At 50.7% G+C, this 17,994-nt stretch carries 9 protein-coding genes and 1 pseudogene; 1 reads left to right on the top strand and 9 read right to left on the bottom strand.

The window, feature by feature from the left end; translation table 11 throughout:
- From HPC37_RS04070 to HPC37_RS04040, 9 genes and pseudogenes are all read right to left on the bottom strand, one after another.
- A pseudogene (locus HPC37_RS04070) lies at positions 1-2,298 on the bottom strand (hypothetical protein); the annotation flags it as partial.
- 80 nt (positions 2,299-2,378) lie between these two features.
- Positions 2,379-3,275: an OmpA family protein gene (locus HPC37_RS04065; RefSeq protein WP_208121922.1), complete on the bottom strand. Its 897-nt coding sequence runs from the start codon at positions 3,273-3,275 to the stop codon at positions 2,379-2,381.
- A 460-nt stretch (positions 3,276-3,735) separates the two neighbouring features.
- Positions 3,736-10,914: an Ig-like domain-containing protein gene (locus HPC37_RS10895; protein ID WP_208121921.1), complete on the bottom strand. Its 7,179-nt coding sequence runs from the start codon at positions 10,912-10,914 to the stop codon at positions 3,736-3,738.
- Between the two features lie 154 nt (positions 10,915-11,068).
- Positions 11,069-11,965 (bottom strand): OmpA family protein, encoded by an 897-nt coding sequence (locus tag HPC37_RS04055; RefSeq protein ID WP_208121920.1) that lies wholly within the window; start codon positions 11,963-11,965, stop codon positions 11,069-11,071.
- A 367-nt stretch (positions 11,966-12,332) separates the two neighbouring features.
- The gene (locus tag HPC37_RS04050; protein ID WP_208121919.1) at positions 12,333-13,568 is read right to left on the bottom strand and encodes a beta-barrel domain-containing protein; all 1,236 of its coding nucleotides are present in this window, start codon (positions 13,566-13,568) and stop codon (positions 12,333-12,335) included.
- A 19-nt stretch (positions 13,569-13,587) separates the two neighbouring features.
- The gene (locus HPC37_RS11180) at positions 13,588-13,878 is read right to left on the bottom strand and encodes a hypothetical protein (protein WP_345790002.1); all 291 of its coding nucleotides are present in this window, start codon (positions 13,876-13,878) and stop codon (positions 13,588-13,590) included.
- Entirely contained in the window at positions 13,782-15,287 is a 1,506-nt protein-coding gene (locus HPC37_RS04045) for an ATP-binding cassette domain-containing protein (RefSeq protein WP_345790001.1), read from the bottom strand. Before HPC37_RS04045 ends, HPC37_RS11180 begins: the two co-directional genes overlap by 97 nt.
- Positions 15,235-15,777, bottom strand: coding sequence for a cysteine peptidase family C39 domain-containing protein (locus tag HPC37_RS11175; RefSeq protein WP_345790000.1), 543 nt, complete (start codon positions 15,775-15,777; stop codon positions 15,235-15,237). Before HPC37_RS11175 ends, HPC37_RS04045 begins: the two co-directional genes overlap by 53 nt.
- A gap of 8 nt (positions 15,778-15,785) precedes the next feature.
- On the bottom strand, positions 15,786-17,036 hold the full coding sequence (locus tag HPC37_RS04040) for a TolC family protein (protein ID WP_235961380.1): 1,251 nt from the start codon (positions 17,034-17,036) through the stop codon (positions 15,786-15,788).
- Positions 17,037-17,229: 193 nt separating this feature from the next.
- On the opposite strand from HPC37_RS04040, the gene trmB reads away from it, so the two are divergent.
- On the top strand, positions 17,230-17,994 hold the full coding sequence (gene trmB, locus HPC37_RS04035) for a tRNA (guanosine(46)-N7)-methyltransferase TrmB (protein ID WP_208121918.1): 765 nt from the start codon (positions 17,230-17,232) through the stop codon (positions 17,992-17,994).

The raw sequence follows: 17,994 nt of genomic DNA, 5'->3' as shown, positions 1-17,994 counted from the left end.
ATCACCATCGTCACCTGGTTTTGCTGGCTCGTCGCTAGGATCTTTGCCTGCGTCGTCGCTGTCTTTGTTTGGCTCAGCCTTGCCATCGTCTTTGCCATGATTACCCGCTTTATCTTCGGCGTCGGTTTCTACTTTGCCGCCATCTTTCACATCCTTTGCTGGGATGGTGACAGTGCCGTTGTCGTCGATGGTGACATCCGGGTTGTCGGTTGGGTTTTCAATTTCCCATTTGCCGGTTTCTGGGTTTTTAACCACAGTCACGGTTTTATCTTTGCCGCCCTCTTCTGGTGGGAAGGTGATAACCACTTTGGTGGCATCTGGGTCGGTTGGCATGTCAACTTTCACATCGCCGTTGTCTTGTGGTTTAACGGGCGCAACTGGTGCTTTGCCGTCCACGGTGACTTCGGCGGTGTTTGAAGGGGCTGAGTGGTTGCCCGCTGGGTCTTTCACTGTTGCTGTGGCGGTGATTTTGTCGCCTTCTTTCACGTCAACGGTGGTGGTGACAGGCTTACTTGGGTCTTCCACTTTCACAGAGATGGTTTTTTCTTCACGCTCACCATCTTTGTTGGTGGTTGTGACTTTAATTTCAACGGTGTCGCCTTTTTCAGTGCCTTTTGGCAAATCTACTTGGATGGTGGTGGTGTTTTCATCACCATCACGTTTATTTTCATCACTGTTCAACAGCTCATCGCCGTTTTTATCTTCAGGGAAGGAAACTTTTGGCGCGCCGTTATTTTCGTCCTTGCCGTCCGCTTTGCCATCGCCATTGCTGTCGCCTGGTACCACTTGGTCAACGTTGGTTTTATCTTGCGCGGTTTTGCCTAGCACGCCGTCTTTGTTGGTCACTTCGGCGGTGGCGGTCAAGGTGCCTTTTTCAGGAATCGCGTCTTTCGCAACAGGCACTTCAACAGTGCCTTTGTTGATCATCTCTGGGGTCAACACGATTGGGTCAGCTGCCACTGGGTCTTTGCCTTCGCCTTCAAAGGTTACGTGCAAAGTGTCACCTGGTTTGGCGTCTTTTGGCAGGGTCACGGTTGCCGTTGGGTTGTTGTCCACTTCTTCTTTGTTTAAGAAGCGATCGGCTGGATCTTTGCCTTCATCACCGTCGTGGATCACAATTTCAGGCGCTTCGCGCGCAGGTTCGGCATCATTGCCCGCCGTGCCAGTGGCTGGGGTGCTGTCGTCCGCGCCGTCTTTGCCGCCGATGGCTTTCACTGGGGTGTTGTCTTTCACCGCATCTGGGTCGATGGTGACTTTGCCGGTGTTTTTATCCACGTGTACGCCGTCAGGCAAGTCGCCTTCTGGTTTCCATTCGCCAGTTGATGGGTCTTTGGTGATCACAACGTGTTGTGGTTTGTCGTCTTCGTCGGTGAAGTCGATAGTCACTTTATCATCGTTGCCTTTTGGCGTGACGATCATGCCGCCTTGGTTGTCTGGGTCTTGCTCCACGCTGGGTTGGTCGGCCACAGCATCTTCGCCCGCCGTGCCGGTGGCTGGGGTGCTGTCATCCGCGCCGTCTTTGCCGCCAATGGCTTTCACTGGGGTGTTGTCTTTCACGGCGTTCGGGTCAAGGGTGACGGTGCCGTCGTTTTCGTTGACGTGTACGCCAGCTGGCAAGTCACCTTTCGGGCTCCATTTGCCGTTCGGGTCTTTGGCCACAACCACGGTGTGCGGTTGGTTGTTTTCGTCAGTGAAGGTGATGGTCACTTTGTCGTCGTTGCCTTTTGGTTTGACGATCATGCCGCCTTGGTGCGCTGGGTCTTGCTCCACGCTGGGTTGGTCGGCCACGTCTGGAGCGTGGTTGTCGTCACCGTGGGAGCGGAACAATGCTGCGCCGCCCAAGCCCACCAATGGCACCAATGCCAGCAACCACCATGGGCTGAAAACCCAAAGTGCGGTCACAGGTTCGCCACCGAGTGCTTGGCCTGCGGCCACGCCTTCGCCAAGTTCAGTCACTGCATCGGCTTTGACCGCACTTTCAGGCACGTATGGGTAAACTTCGCCGTTTTCCCAGTCACCGACTAACAAACTGTCAGACCCGTTGCCGTCTGCGTAGTAGCCTTCAATGATGAGATCAGGTTGGTCAATCGTTGAGCCTTCAAACGCCACTTTGAGGTCGTCGCCGTCGCGTTGGATCATAATATTTTCTGGGCCGAATTGGGTGTCTTCATCGGTGAGGTGATAGTTCACGTGCGGCTGCGCTTTCACAATAACCGCTTTGCCCGAGTGCACTGCAATTTTAACCGTGTCTAATGTTTCTTTTGCGTTGTTGATGTTCAACGTAATTTGTTTAGCCATTTGATTTACCTTAAATTAACTTGTTCATGGCGCCCAACCGCACTTTGCATTTTGCCGTTGGGCCTGTGTTCATTTTGGAATTACTTGTTTTCACCGTGCACGATGATGGCAACACGACGGTTTGGTTGGTCGCATTGTTGACGTGCTTTGGCATCTTTAGGGAATTGCGCGCGGCAGTTTGGCACCACCAATTCTGCTTGGCCACGGCCTTCCGTCATGATCAAATTTGACTGTACGCCGCCTTGCACTAAGGCTTGCTTCACAGTGGCCGCACGTTTGGCAGAAAGCGCTTTGTTGTATGCCGCGTTGCCTTCAGGGTCAGTGTAGCCAATCACGAGAATGTCTTTGATTTTCGCTGGGTTTTGTTTGATGTCAGCAGCCACTTCCGCCACTTCTTGCTTGCCTTTAGCGAGCATGTCGCCATAGGTCGCGCGGTTAAATTTAAACAGCGCTGAGGCGTCTAAGTTGTATTGTTTCAACACAGTTGAGCATTGCGCCACTTTGTCCACGCGTGGCAGGGTGTGGTTTTGGCGTTTGACGTTTTTCAGCTCTTCTTTGGCTACGTCTTCGCTCACTTGCGCCAGGGCAGGTTTGCCGTTTTGGTTCACGATTTTAAAGAATGCGACGTGGTTTTCTGGCAAGTTGTAGTATTGGCCTTTGGTCGCTTTTTCGCGATAGGCTGGGTCTTGCTGGGTGAACTCGGCGAACAGGCGTTGGTTAGCAGAGCAGACATTTTCTTGACGATACGCATTTGGCTGTAAAGAAGCCAAATATTCACCGTTGATGTACACGTTCACAGTTGAGCCGTCGATGGCATCCGCCGGGCGGTAGATCACCACAGATGCGCGGCCTTCAGGCACAGTGTCGCTGTAGCCTACGTTTTTGGTGTCGGTCCATGTCAGTGGATCGTGGTAGACACAAGCGGTGGTTAAAAATGGCAAAAGTGCTAACAGCCATTTGCGAGAAGGCAACATCATAATAAGCTCCTTTCAAGATGTTTCATTGCTCAATTTGCGTGCACACAGTACGCGCAATACATAAATTTACATTACATCGTAATGTTTGACAGAATATCAGCTTTCAAGGAATTGTATAGACGATATTACCTACTGGTTTGATAAGTAAATCTGATGGTGTGATACAATCCCTAAGAATACGTTAATTTACACACATCCCCAGAGATTGATTATCCCCAGAGATTGATTATCCCCAGAGATTGATTATCCCGCGCGCGGCAGTAGTACCCGCGCGTGACTATTGAAATAAAAAACCATTCCATAAAAAATGGACCTAATGATCGAAAAATTAAGTCCAAAATTTCGCTCATTTTATCTACATAGCTTTATTTGTCAATGAATTTTGGCTAAAAATTGTCGAAATTTACATTTCAACATAAAAAAACCCACCTTTCGGTGGGTTTTTAAAGCGCTGTATTAATTAGCCAATAATTTCAACGTGTTGTTGTAAGAAGTGGTCTAAGTCATCAGCACTGGCGCCTGCCACGGTGATGGTGCTCTTATACTCGTGATGAGTACCGCCGTTGTCAAAGCTCAATACATGCTTGTCGTTATCCCAAGTCATGTTATGCGATTTAACGGCTTCAGCCACAGCTTTGCTGTCGCTGCCATTAACACCTAAGCCTGAAAGCACGATCTTGTCTTTGCCACTTTCAAAGTCGGTGATGGTGTCTTTTCCGCTATTGCTGTTGACTAAGAACACGAATTTATCCGCGCCTTCGCCACCGCTTAGGGTGTCGTTGCCCGCACCGCCGAACAAGATGTCATCGCCCGCGCCACCGTTTAAGGTATCATCACCACCGTCTGCACGGCCGTCAAGCAGTTCAGACCAGTGTTCTTTCACATATTCAGTGACTTTAGCGTTCACTTGCTCTTCCGTACCTTTTCCATGGAACTCTGTCCATTGAATAAATTCATTCAACGCTTTTGAGCCCATGGTGTTGTGGCTGCCATCGGTATACACTTTGCCAGTGGTGCCATTTGTCCAACCTAAGTGGTCAGTGTTGATACTATCACCAAAGAGAATGTCATTACCGTCACCACCATTTAAGGTGTCTTTGCCCACTGGCAATTGACGGAACTCAATTGAGCCACTTTCCAGTGCGGCATCAAGCTCATTTTGGTTGCTGATAATCGCCGATTCACCTGTCTTACCATGCCATGGGCCTAATTTACCCTCTTGCAACTCTGTACCATTTGGTACAGTGTCATCAAAGAAATCAAGCATTTTATGGTTAACACCCGTAAAGCCAATCGCATGCACATCAGAATGTTTAGACAGTTTAGCAAAGCTATCTAACGTTCCTTCTTGCCAAGTAGCAAAACCTTCTTTAACCACAGGACGGTTTGGCTCACCATCGGTAATAAAGTAGGTTAAGTTATGATAATGATTAGTTTGGCTTGATAACCACTCATCTGCCATTTGGAAAGCCGCATCGTAGTTAGTAAAGCCATCCGCTTTCAAGCCCATAACCGTATCAACCAAGGACTGAATATTGCCTGGTGTTACTTCACCTAGGTTTAATGCTTCTGTAGCATCATCACTGAATGTGATTAATTTCACATTAATTTTACCGTCGTGATGTTTGAAATCATCCGCCAGTTTCGTTAATGCTTTTTGCGCCGCTTCAAGGTAGTTTTTCCACTCACCTTTACTGAATCTAGTCTTGTCATGACTCATACTGCCTGAAATATCCAGCACAATCGCCGCATTATAGTTTTGCGCAGGTTTGAGGATAACGTCATAACCGCCTTTGTCACCCACCAGCACGTCGTTGCCGTTGGAGCCGTCAACCGTGTTGTCACCGTTGTCGCCTGTGGTGGTTTTGTCGCTGGTCACACCGTGGATATCGATAGTCAAGGTGGAGGTCGCGCTGTCGCCATCACTGTCGGTTACGGTGTAGGTGAAGGTGTCTTTCAGCACTTGGCCTTCGTCCAGCGTTTTGAGGGCTGGGTCGTTCGGGTTAACTTTATAAGTGTAAGAACCGTCTTTATTCATCACCAAGATGCCGTGGTGGTCGCCAGTAGTGTCCGCTTTGTAGGTCAACGGGGTGTCCGCATTGGCCACATCGTTTACCGCCACGGTGTCTGAAACCGCACTTTTCGCATTTTCCATAATCGAATTCGTGTCTGGTTTCGCCACCGGCGCGGTGTCGGCAATGGTGATTGGCAAGTCAGCCGTCGCGCTGTTGCCCGCGTTGTCGATAACCTTCACTTCAAAGTGATCTTTCACGCTGTCATCACCTGCGCTGTGGTCTTGCGCTTTGTTGCCTTCGGTGTATTTGTAGCTGACTTCACCTGTTGCTTTATCGTAGCCGGTGATGACCAACGTTCCTTTGTCGGTGGTGATGGTCACAGGGCTGCGAGTGGCATCGGTGATGTCTTGGCCTGCCACGGTCACACCCGCGATGTCGCCGTTGTCTTTCACGGTGAAGCTGCCGCTGATGGTGTCACCTGTTTTTTCAGTCACGGTGTTATGATCAGCATCGGCTGTCACGCCTGTTAGGTCAATGGTCGGTGCAGTCACATCCACGCTGCCTGGGTCTTTCGCCACGCCTTCATTGCCGGCTGGGTCTTTGACTTTGGCCACCACGTTGTATTTGCCATCTGGCAAGGCGTTTGGCACATCCACGCTATATTTGCCGCCATCACCCACTGTGGTGGTCACAGTTTGTTTTCCACCCTTGCTGTCGGTGATTTCAATGGTCACAACAGAGCCTTTCGGCGCATCGGTGGTGCCCGTAATGGTCGGCGTGTTATCTTGGGTGTTATCCGGCGCATCGACGGTGATTTTCGGTGCTACAGTGTCAATTAACGCAGTATCTTCATCAAATGCGGAGTTGCCTGCTTTGTCTGACACTTCAGCTTTAAATGTAATTGTGCCATTAGCAACATCATCAAAGAGGTGTGGCGTAATGAAAGTCGTTGACGCTGTCCATTTGCCGTTATCGCCCACTGTTCCTGTTGCCGCAAAGACTTTATCATCCTTACCGATCGAAACTACTTCAACTTTCTGACCTTTTTCAGCCGTTGTAGTACCGCTGATTGTGATTGGCTCAATAGGCCCCAATCCACCTTTCGTTGGTAAGCCATCTTTATTACTTAAGTTAATTGTAGCGTAATTGTCACGGTCCACTGGGCCTTGTTCTTGGCCGGCAATGGTGTCGATGTCAATTTGCACCGCAGTTTTCACCTCATAAGGACGCTGCGCGGTGATGGTGCCCGTGTTGCCCGCCGCATCGGTGGTGATGAGTTTGGCATCAACTGTGGTGTCACTGTCGTTTTTCAGGTCTTCACCTTTCACTAGGGCTGTGAAGTTGCCCGCTTTATCCACGGTGGTTTCATAATCATGGCCGTTGACGGTCACAATCACTTTATCGCCTTCGTTGAACTCGCCTGTCACTTTGCCGGTGACTGGCACGTTCTCTTCACCCGCTTCTTTGCCGTTGAGCACATCATCGCCTGCCACTTTGGTGATTTCCAATGTGGTGGTTGGCTGCTGTGGTGCCACCAAGTCAGTGTCTAAAGTGCGGTCGGTGTCGCTGGCGCTGTTGCCGGCTTTGTCGCTGACGGTCGCGGTGAAGTCATAGGCTTTGCCATCTTGCACCCAGTCAGCACCCGCTGGCACTTTGGCTGTCCACTCGCCGTTGGTCACGGTGGCATCATAGCTCGCCACCTCTTTGCCATCGGCATCACGCACGCTCACGCGCACCACTTGGCCGTCTTCCGCGTCGGTGGTGCCGCGCACGTCAAAGCCATCAGCTTTGTCTTGAATGTTGATGGTGGCATAGCCATCTGCATCATCCGCACCTTGCGCTTCACCCGCGATAAAGTTGATATCAACCTGTGGCGCGATGGTGTCAATGGCAGACTCATCGCTGCCTTTTTCACTCGCCACACCTTCTTTGGTGGTGATTTCCGCATTCACAACCAGTTTTCCGCCTGATTGTGGCAGTTTGTCTTCACTCACGTGGCCAATCACGCCTTTTTGTGGGTCAAGGCCATCTTTAATGTCTTGCTCGGTGAGCGTTTTGGTGAAGTCAGGTGTGCCATCGCCATCAAAATCCGCGGTTAAAACATCGCCCGCTTTCGGTGGATTTTGTGGGTCGAAGGTGAATTTCACATCTACGCCGTCTTTCGCTTCATCAGCGTTGATCACGCCATCACCACCGTCTTGGATGTCCACAATCGGTTTCGCACGCGCTGGGTCGTTGCCCGCGGTGCCATCATCTGTGCCGTGGTTGCCCGCGTTGTCGGTGGTGTCGGTAGTGACTGGTTCTCCACCTTTCACTTTGTCAGCTGGGATCACAACATCAACCTGGTCGCCATCTTTGGTGATCTCAACGCCTGGGTTTTCGTCTGGGTTTTTCACCACCCAGTTGCCGTCGTCATCTTTGCCCACCACAATGTGCTTGTCGTTGCCATCTTCATCTTTGTAGTCGATGGTGGTTTCTTTGGCATCGTCATCTGTCGGCAAATGTACCACGACCGAGCCGTCAGCTTTCGGGTCAACTTCTGCCACTGATGGTGTGGTGTCGATCACAGCACTGTCAGAGCCTTTTTCGCCTTTGTTGCCTGCTGGGTCTTCAAGCCATGCGTCCACAGTGAGGGTTTCGCCTTCACCTGGGTTTTTCACATTTGGTACGCTGATGCTGCCGTGGGTGATGTCGTCTTGGGTCAATTCTTTGGTGTAATCAGGTTTGCCGTCACCGTTGGTGTCGACTTGTACTTTGTCGCCCACTTTGGCGGTGCCTGGCAAGGTGACGCTCACGTCGATGTCGCCTTTCAGCTCGTCACCGTTAATAAAGCCGTCGTTGTTGGCATCTTCTAAGATGGTCACAACCGGTTTACCTGGTGCGGTGGTTTCAAGGCGTGCGCTGTCTTGCACTGGGCCTGCGCTGTTGCCGGCTTTGTCGCTGATGGTGGCAGTCGCCACAAAATCAGTGCCCGCATCAGTTGGGTTGAATTTGACGTTCACTTTGCCGGCGGCGATGTCAGCATCCGTCAAGGTCACCACTTGGTCAACATTGCCGCTGCCAGTGATGGTCAAGGTGTCGCCTGCAACCGCACTTTTCGGTAGGGTGACGCTCACGTCGATGTCGTTGTCTTTGAGCTCATCTTGGCTGATGATGCCATCGTTATTGGCGTCTTCAGTAATTTCGATTTTCAAGCCTTCGAACACGGATTTGTCTACCACGGCGCTGTCTTTGCCTTCTGGGCCTTTGTCGCCAGTGTCTTGGTCAATCACGCCAGCGGTCACATCAATGGTGTCGCCGTCGTTCGGCATTGGCAGCTCAACGGTCACTTCGCCTTTTTCTTTGTCTTCAGGGGTGATTTCAACGGTTTCTTTGTGACCTTTGTCGTCGGTTACTTCCACGGTGTCGCCCACTTTGGCGTCATCTGGCAGGCCAACTTTCACGGTAACCTTTTCTTTATCTTTGCCTTCGTCGTGGTTGATAAAGCCGTCGTTGTTTTCATCGTCCACGATGGTCACTGTCGGTGCCCCTGGCGGGTCGAGTTTTAACAAGGCTTGGTCGTCAACCAATTGGCTTTGGTTGCCTGCTGCATCAGTTACTTGCGCAGTAGCCACAAACTCGGTGCCGTTGGCTGGCGCGTCAAATTCCACAATCACTTTGCCTGCGGCGATGTCAGCATCGGTCAAGATGATTTGTTTTGGTGCGTTGCCAGTGCCAGTCACCACCAAGGAGTCGCCTGCAACCGCTTGTTTTGGCAAGGTCACCGCCACGCCAATGGTGCCGTCTAGCTCATCTTTGGTGATGATGCCGTCGTTGTTGGTATCTTCAGTGATTTCAATGCTGATGCCTTCGTTCACATCGGCAGTATTTGGGTTGTCGTTAAGATCGCTCAAATCTAGTTTCGCATTATCGCGGCCCTCTTCAGACACGTTGCCTGCCGCATCGCGGATCACAGCAGTCACCACCATGTTGGTGCCATCAGCCGGTGGCGTGAAGTGTGTAGTGACAAAGCCATTGTTAAGTGCGGTTTCGTCGATTGTGACTTCTTTGGTCACGCCATCAGAGGTGATTAGCACAGTATCGCCAAGGCTGACTTTGTCTTTGTCGAAGCTGACTTTCACGTCGACATCGCCATCGAGTTCTTTGCGGTTGATGAAGCCGTCGTTGTTGGCATCTTCAGTGATTTCCACAATCGGCGCCACACCTGCGTTTGGCACGTTGGTGTCGATGATCGCGCTGTCTGAAGCTTTTTCGCCTTCATTGCCGGCTGGGTCTTTCAGCCACGCATCCACTGTCAAGGTTTTGCCTTCGCCTGGATTTTTCACATTCGGCACGTCCACGCTGCCTTTAGCGATGTCTTCAGGGGTTAATGTGTGTTCAAAATCGGCCGTGCCGTTATTGTCAGTGTCCACTAACAAGGTATCGCCTGCTTTGGCATCACCTGGCAGGCCAACTTGCACACCAATATCGCCGTCGAGCTCTTTGGCGTTGATGTAACCATCGTTGTTGGCATCTTCAGTGATGGTCACCGTTGGTTTACCTGGCGCGATTTGATCAACAATGCTGTCATCTTGGCCTGGCTCGCTGATATTACCCGCTGGGTCTTCAATGGTGACGTCCACGTGCACTGGGCCGTTTTCTGGCAGTTTGTCTTTCGGCAGTGGCAGCACCACTTCGCCTTTTTCTTTATCTTCTGGGGTCACTTCATGGGTAACATCAGGTGTGCCATCGCCATCCACGTCGATTTGTACTTTATCACCTGGTTGCACGTCGTCAGGCAGGCCAACTTTAACCTCAACACCACGGTCAACTTCATCTTTGTTGAGGTGGCCATCGCCGCCGTCTAAAATTTCAACGGTAGGTTTGCCCGGTGGGGTGACATCTTTGGCGGTGTCGCTGTCGCTGTCGCCTGTGTTGCCGCTGTCGTCGGTGGCGGTGCCGGTCACATCGCTGCCGTCTTTCACTTTGTCTTCAGGAATGGTGATCACACCGGTGTTTTCATCAATGGTCACACCTGGGTTTTCATCTGGGTTGGTGATTTTCCATTTGCCGTTGTCTTTTTCGGCTACGATTTTTTTCGGTTGTGTGCCTTCTTCTGGGGTGTAGGTCACATCCACGCGTGTGGTGTCTTTGTCGGCTGGTGGCGTGATGGTCACAGAGCCGTCGTCTTTTGCTTCAACATCAGGGGCGTGCGGTGGTGTGGTGTCTGGCGCGTCTTCATGGCGAGTGTGGAATAGCGCCGCAGAGCCGAGGCCAATCAATGGCACCAACGCCAAAAGCCACAACGGGCTAAATGCCCAAAATGGCCCAACAGGATTGCCACCAAGGGCTTGGCCGGCGCTCGCGCCATCAGCCAATTGGGTGATGGCATCGGCTTTGACCGCACTTTCAGGCACAAACGGATAGACTTCACCGTTTTCAAATTCACCCACCAGCAAGCTGTCTTTATACGCGCCAGTGTCGTCAGAATAGTATCCTTCAATGATCAAATCAGGTGTGTCGATTTCGCTGCCTTCAAACGCGATAGTCAAGTCATCGCCCACGCGTTTGACCATCATATTTTCAGGGGCAAATTGAGTTTGCTCGTCAACCAGCTGGTAGTTCACGTGCGCTTGCGCAGGCACTTTCACCACCTCTTTGCCAGCGTCGATCTTAATTGTTTAAAGGGTTTGTTTTGCGTCGTTAATCTTTAGTGTAATTTGTTTCGACATGAAATTTACCTTTTCTGTTTTAAAGCGGCCCTTAAACCGCACTTTGATGTTTTAGCGTTTGTAATAATTACTTGTTTTCACCGTGCACGATGATGGCAACACGACGGTTTGGTTGGTCGCATTGTTGACGTGCTTTGGCATCTTTAGGGAATTGCGCGCGGCAGTTTGGCACCACGAGTTCCGCTTGGCCACGGCCTTCTGTCATAATGAGGTTTGACTGCACGCCGCCTTGCACTAGGGCTTGCTTCACCGTCGCGGCACGTTTGGCAGAAAGCGCTTTGTTGTAAGCCGCGTTGCCTTCTGGGTCAGTGTAACCAATCACGAGAATGTCTTTGATTTTCGCAGGGTTTTGTTTGATGTCAGCAGCCACTTCCGCCACTTCTTGCTTGCCTTTAGCCAGCATGTCGCCATAGGCCGCACGGTTAAATTTAAACAGCGCTGAGGCATCCAAGTTGTATTGTTTCAACACAGTTGAGCATTGCGCCACTTTGTCCACGCGTGGCAGGGTGTGGTTTTGGCGTTTGACGTTTTTCAGCTCTTCTTTGGCTACGTCTTCGCTCACTTGCGCCAGGGCAGGTTTGCCGTTGTGGTTCACGATTTTGAAGAATGCGACGTGGTTTTCAGGCAAGTTGTAGTATTGGCCTTTGGTCGCTTTTTCACGATAGGCTGGGTCTTGCTGGGTGAACTCGGCGAACAGGCGTTGGTTGGCAGAGCAGACATTTTCTTGGCGGTAGGCATTTGGCTGCAATGAGGCCAAGTATTCACCGTTGATGTACACGTTCACGGTTGAGCCGTCGATGGCGTCCGCTGGGCGGTAGATCACCACAGATGCGCGGCCTTCAGGCACAGTGTCGCTGTAGCCTACGTTTTTGGTGTCGGTCCATGTGAGCGGGTCGTGAGCAACACAGGCGGTGGCAAGAATAGGGATAAGTGCAAGCAATCCTTTACGGAAAGGCAGTTTCATGGATGGTAACTCCTCATATTTGATCAAATAAAACAAGACCCGCCCAGTGATTGAGCAGATTAAGCAAGATAAAATAGCAAAAACGCCATGCTTGGCTTTAAATGTAAAATAATGTTGACAGCAAATCCATTGTGCTGAAGAAAATTAAAACGGTGATAATTATTTCACTGTTTTAAACTAAAATACCCCACGTGATAATTATCCGATGAATTATGAACTGCTTGATATAGCATATAAAAGTGTAAAAAAATTGATACAACCCACCAGAAATAATCACACTGCGAAATTTACCCGCTTTTTTGACATTTGTCAATTTTTACCTGATGAGTTGTACAATTTTTCTGCTTACTTGAACTTATTTGATAAATTATCGCTCTTGTAAGGCTTGTTTCATTCTCGTAATTGGCTTGATCAAGTATTGAAAAACACTCTTCTCGCCAGTTTTGATGTCCACTGTGGCGACCATACCTGGCAACACAGGCAACACTTTGCCATTTTTGTCGGTGAGGGTGCTGCCTTTGGTTTCCACCAACACGCGATAAAACGAGTTATTTGGGTTAAGTTTGAGCTCGTCGGCTTGGCGTTTGTCTTGCAGTGTGCCTGGGCTGAGCAAAATCACTTTACCCTCCAGCCCGCCGTAGATGGCATAATCATAGGCACTGAGTTTGACCACCGCCGACATCCCTGGGTGGATATAGGCCACATCTTTCGGGTTGATGTAGGCCTCCACTAGCAGGCTTTCTTCAATCGGCACAATTTCCATAATGTCTTGGCCGGCTGAAATCACCCCACCGATGGTGTTGACTTTGATATTTTTAATGATGCCTTTCAGTGGCGCGCGGATCAGCGAGCGCTCAACCGGGTCGGCCCGCATGGCGAGGTTTTCCCGCGCTTGGTCGAGCTCGCCTTGCATTTTGGCCAGCTCGGCATTGGCATCGGTGATGTATTTGTGCTCGCGCTCTGAAATTTGCATTTGCATTTCATTCGATGAGCGCTTCATGCGCAGCAATTCCACTTGCGAAACCGCGCCCTTTTTCACCATCGGGGCAGTAATGTTGATTTCAGAATCGAGCAGGCGCTTGCTCTCACGCAGGCTTTTGATCGACTCACGCAACGCGTCTTTTTTGGCTTGATACACGCCCATTTCGCGCTTTTTGATCTCCTCTGGGATATTTTCAGGGAAGGTTAATTTATCGCCTGAAATTTCCGCTTTCAGCCGCAATGTGATGGCCTCGAGGTTGTCTACTTTGGCTTGCGTTTCACGCAGCACCGCTGAACTGCGAGTGTCGTCCATTTTCAACAGCACTTGGCCCTTTTCAACTTGATCCCCCTCTTTGACCAGCATTTCGCTTAAAATGCCAGGGTCTAAGCTTTGGATAATCTGCTCACGGCTGCTAGGGATAATGCTGCCCTGCCCGCGCGTGACTTCTTCAAGCTTGCTGAAATAGGACCAAGTGATGAACACCACCAAAAACGCCGCCAGCAACCACAGCATGGCAAAAATTTTGGTGTGTTTTTCATGCTGCAGCGCGGCGTGCAAATCGGTCAGCAGGTGCAGGTCATGGCTGTTGATATTTTCTTGTTGTTGCTTTTTCTCTTTCATACTGTTTGCAACCGCACTTTTATTGCGCGCGGCTGTCGTCCTCTACGTCAGTTGGCACTTTTTCGCTCACTGCTTTGGCAGTCGGCTTGCTGTTTTGTTCATTCAAGCGTTGCAACACGGCATCGCGCGGGCCGTCCATGGTCACCTGGCCGTTTTCCATCACAATCACGCGGTCAACAATGCGCAGCACTTGTGGGCGGTGGGTGACTACAATCAACGTTTTGTTGCGCGCCCACTGGGCAATGGCACCCAGCGCGACATTTTCGTTGTATTGGTCAAGGCCGGTGGTTGGCTCGTCAAGCAGCGCCACTTCGGGTTTTTCAACATCATACGCGCCAGTGCCACCGCTTGGCGTTGCCCGCCAGAAAGGCCTAAGCCGTTTTCACCCAGCGGCATATCCAGCCCGCGTGGGTTGCTTTGAATCAGCTCCAGCAGCCCTAAGCGCTGCAACGCATAAAGCAAGGTTTGGTCGCTGGCAAAGTTATCAGTGCGAGCAATGTCGAGGTTTTCACGCAGGGTGCCGAGGAACAAACGCGGGTTTTGCTCAAGCAGCAGCACTTGGTTGCGCAAAAAGTAAGGGTCGATTTGCTGGGTGTTGATATTATCGAGCGTCACGGTGCCTTGGCTGGGTTGATACAAGTTCACCGCCAACTTAAGTGCGGTTGACTTACCACTGCCAATTTTGCCCAAAATCGCCACCTTTTCACCTGCGCGCACGTTGAGGTTCAAGCCGCTCAATGCCGGTGCGTCGTCTTGTTGATATTGGAAGCTGACGTTTTTAAAGCTGATGTTGCCCTGCACTTGGCGCAAGCTAATATATTCACGCTCGGTGGATTTTTCAATTGGGCGCTGCACAATGCCGTCCACACCCTTAAGTGCGGTCCACGCTTGTTGAAAGCGAATCGCCAGGCTGGCGATTTGGCCCAATGGCGCCAACGCACGGCCGGAGAGAATCACTGAGGCAATCAAGGCACCCATGGTGATGCGTGAGGCGGGGTCTTCACTGTGGATAAGATAAGTCCCGACCACCACCAAAATCACGGTGTTGAGCTGTTGCAAGCCAGTGATGGCGTTGATCACCAAGTTGCTGATGTCTTTCACCTTGATGGATGAAAACGAGCTTTTGGCGGTGAAATGATCCCAGCGTTTTTGCGCCCACAATGCGGCGTTGTTGTTTTTCAAGGTTTCAATGCCTTCAATCGCCTCAACCGCCAAGCCTTGGCGTTGGGACGACTCACGCATGGATTCGTTGATCGCTTTCGATAGCGGGAATTGGGCAAAAATGCCGATGCAAATCACAATTGGGATCAAAATCCCTGGCACTAATGCGAGCTTGCCGCCGATGAGGCCAATCACGGTGATAAACAAAATCAAAAACGGCAAATCCACCAACGTTAGCAAGCTGGCACTGGTAAGAAACTCGCGCACTGATTCAAAATCGCGCAAGTTGTTGGCGTAAGACCCCGCCGAGACAGGGCGGTCTTGCAGCCGCAGCGACATCACGCGGCGAAAGAGCATGGCGGAGATAATCAAATCCGCCTTTTTGCCGGCGATGTCAGTCAAATGGCCACGCAAGGTTTTGGCTAAAAATTCAAAGAAAATGGCCAAAAACACGCCAATGCTCAGCACCCACAAGGTTTCATACGCTTGGTTTGGGATCACGCGGTCATACACATTCATCACATACAGTGAGCTGACCAGCGCGAGGGTGTTGATCAAAAATGTCGCCAAAATCACTTGGTAGTAGTATTTTTTTAAAGCGCCAAATAATGCGGAAGAACCACGATTTCGGCAAGGTGTATTCCGGCAGCTCGGAGCGCAAATCCTGCGCCAATTTTGGCTTGATAAACCAGCAATAGCCGATGTATTTTTCTTGCAGCTCACGCTCACTGACCTCAAGCTGCACATCACCTGGCTCAGCGATGCGATAAAAACGCTCGCCCTCTTCATTGACCCGCACTTGAGTGACCACAGCGGCCTCTTCATTACGCAAAATCAAAATCACGGGCATCGCCAAGGATGGAATGTCGCGCAAAGCGCGCTCAGAAAGGCTGTTGTCGTAGCCTTCGCTACGTAAAAATTCACACAGCGATGAAAAATCAAGGCTGTTGCCGGTTTTTTTCACGGTGTGCGCGGCCAGTGTTGCCACCGACAACGGCGCACCGAGCAATTGCGTTGCTAACGCAAGGTTTTCAATAATCTGTTTCATAATGCCCTTTATTGTTGACTAACGCCCGCCCACTGGGTCAATGTGCCTTGTGAGGCCAAATAATCGAGGATCGAGTGACGTAATTCGTATTCTGAGTTCACTTTGCTCAACTGTGCTGAGAGCAGCTCGTTTTCCGCGTTGAGCAGCTCGAGCAAGGTGCGCTTGGCAATGGAGAATTGCATTTTATAAAACTCAATCACCTCTTTTTGGGTGTTCACCTGGCTATTTAAGGTTTTGATGTGGGCTTTGTATTGATCCAGGTTAATCAGCGCGAGCTCTTTGCGCTCATCAAGATCTTGCACCAGTTGGTCAAGGCGGGTTTCAACCGCACTTAAACGGCTGGCGTTTTCTTGCACGGCATAGCTGTTTTGGCGGTTGTAAAGATCCACCGACACATTCAAATACACCAGCTGGTCGTCTTTGGTGGCTTGGCCGACCAAATCCACTTTTGGCAATCGCGCGGCTTTTTGCGCTTCAAGCTCTGCAAGGGTGGAGTTGATCTCTTCTTTGCTGGCTAAATAAGACGGATGCAAGGTTTTATCCCGCGTGAAACGGGCCTTAAGCACCTTGGCGTTGAGTTTGTTGAACGGGTCAGTGATTTTGGCCACGCTCAAGTTGTGCCCTGTGTAGCGTTTGAGTTTGCCAATAGCGCTTTGCAGCTCGCGCTCAACGCTGTTCATTTGCTGGGCGATGGCGTATTTACGCGCTTGCGCTTGCACATATTCCGAGCGGCGGCCCACATCGTTGTCGGCAATCACATCAATTTCGTTTAAGGTGCTGTCAATCCGCCCTGAGCTTTGTTTAAGCACACTGAGCGTTTCTTTGGCTTTGAGTGCCTGCAAATAAATTTCAATCATATTGAACGCCAGCTGCTCTTGCGCCACATCGAATTTGTGCAGCGTGGCCTGCTCGTTGGCTTTGGCTTGTTTCACGCGTTTTTCAATCGCGCCAAAGGAATACAAATTAACCGAGGCCTCAACGCCTGGGTTGAAGCTCGATGAGCTATTACTTTCATAGCGGTGGTGTTGTTGCACCGTTTGCCGGCCAAACACCGACAATTTCGGATAATGTTCAGAAACTGCCTGTTCAGTTCGGTTTTCAGCCGTTTTGACATCGGCTTTGGCCTCAAGAATGCGCGGGTCTTTTTGCAGCGCTTTTTGCACAATCGTTTGCAGCTCATTGGCGTGCGCCACCGACGCCAAGCACAACATGCACGCTGCCAACAGCGCGCGAGGCCGAGTGATAAAATGATTAGCCATGGTTTGTGGTACCCAAGTTAGGAAGTGTTGGTTAAAATTGCATCATAAAAATTCGGTCAATTATAGCACAAGTTCGCCGCACGCCTACACAAATCTATATCAATTTACAAACCAAGCCGCCCTCAAGAGGGGAGAAAACAGTTGTAATCTCACGCCAGATTTGCATAATGCAGGCAAGCGTTAAGGAAAATCTATGACTGACAAGAAAACAACCAACTTTGCCCAAGGCAAACGTAAAGATGTGGCCAACCCTGAATTCACCGCCGATGGGCGCTTTAAGCGCAAAATCCGCAGCTTTGTGCTGCGCACCGGCCGGCTCAGCCAGCATCAACAAAATGCGATGAACGAGCACTGGGCCGATTACGGCGTGGATTATCAACACGCCCACTTTGACTTGACCGCACTTTTTAACAACGCCAACCCCGTGGTGCTGGAAATTGGCTTTGGCATGGGCCACTCGCTGGTGGAAATGGCCAAAGCCAACCCACAGCTTAATTATCTCGGCATTGAGGTACACACCCCGGGCGTGGGTGCGTGCATTGCCAACGCGGTGGATCAAAAGGTGGACAATTTACGTGTAATCTGTCACGATGCTGTTGAAGTGTTGACAGATTGTATCCCCGATGAAAGCTTGCAGGGCTTGCAGCTGTTCTTCCCAGACCCATGGCACAAAGCCAAGCACCACAAACGCCGGATTGTGCAGCGTGAGTTTGTCGATCTTGTGGTGCAAAAACTCAAGTGCGGTGGCTTTATCCACATGGCGACCGACTGGGAAAACTACGCCGAGCAAATGCTTGAGGTGCTAGGCAGCACCGATGCGCTGGCCAATCAAGCCGACAATGGCGCATTTATCGCCCGTCCAAGCAGCCGCCCGCTGACCAAATTTGAGCTGCGCGGGCAAAAGCTCGGCCATGGCGTGTGGGATCTCTATTTTATTAAAACCGACAAAAGGACATAA

Origin of the sequence: Spirabiliibacterium mucosae (assembly GCF_014884965.1) — a bacterium.
GTDB lineage: Bacteria > Pseudomonadota > Gammaproteobacteria > Enterobacterales > Pasteurellaceae > Spirabiliibacterium > Spirabiliibacterium mucosae.
This window is presented reverse-complemented; position numbering and strand designations above follow the sequence as displayed.

Coding starts and splice junctions, on each gene's coding strand:
- HPC37_RS11175 (WP_345790000.1), bottom strand. CDS start 15,777: ATGAAACAGATTATTGAAAACCTTGCGTTAGCAACGCAATTGCTCGGT.
- HPC37_RS04055 (WP_208121920.1), bottom strand. CDS start 11,965: ATGAAACTGCCTTTCCGTAAAGGATTGCTTGCACTTATCCCTATTCTT.
- HPC37_RS04050 (WP_208121919.1), bottom strand. CDS start 13,568: ATGAAAGAGAAAAAGCAACAACAAGAAAATATCAACAGCCATGACCTG.
- HPC37_RS04040 (WP_235961380.1), bottom strand. CDS start 17,036: ATGGCTAATCATTTTATCACTCGGCCTCGCGCGCTGTTGGCAGCGTGC.
- HPC37_RS04065 (WP_208121922.1), bottom strand. CDS start 3,275: ATGATGTTGCCTTCTCGCAAATGGCTGTTAGCACTTTTGCCATTTTTA.
- trmB (WP_208121918.1), top strand. CDS start 17,230: ATGACTGACAAGAAAACAACCAACTTTGCCCAAGGCAAACGTAAAGAT.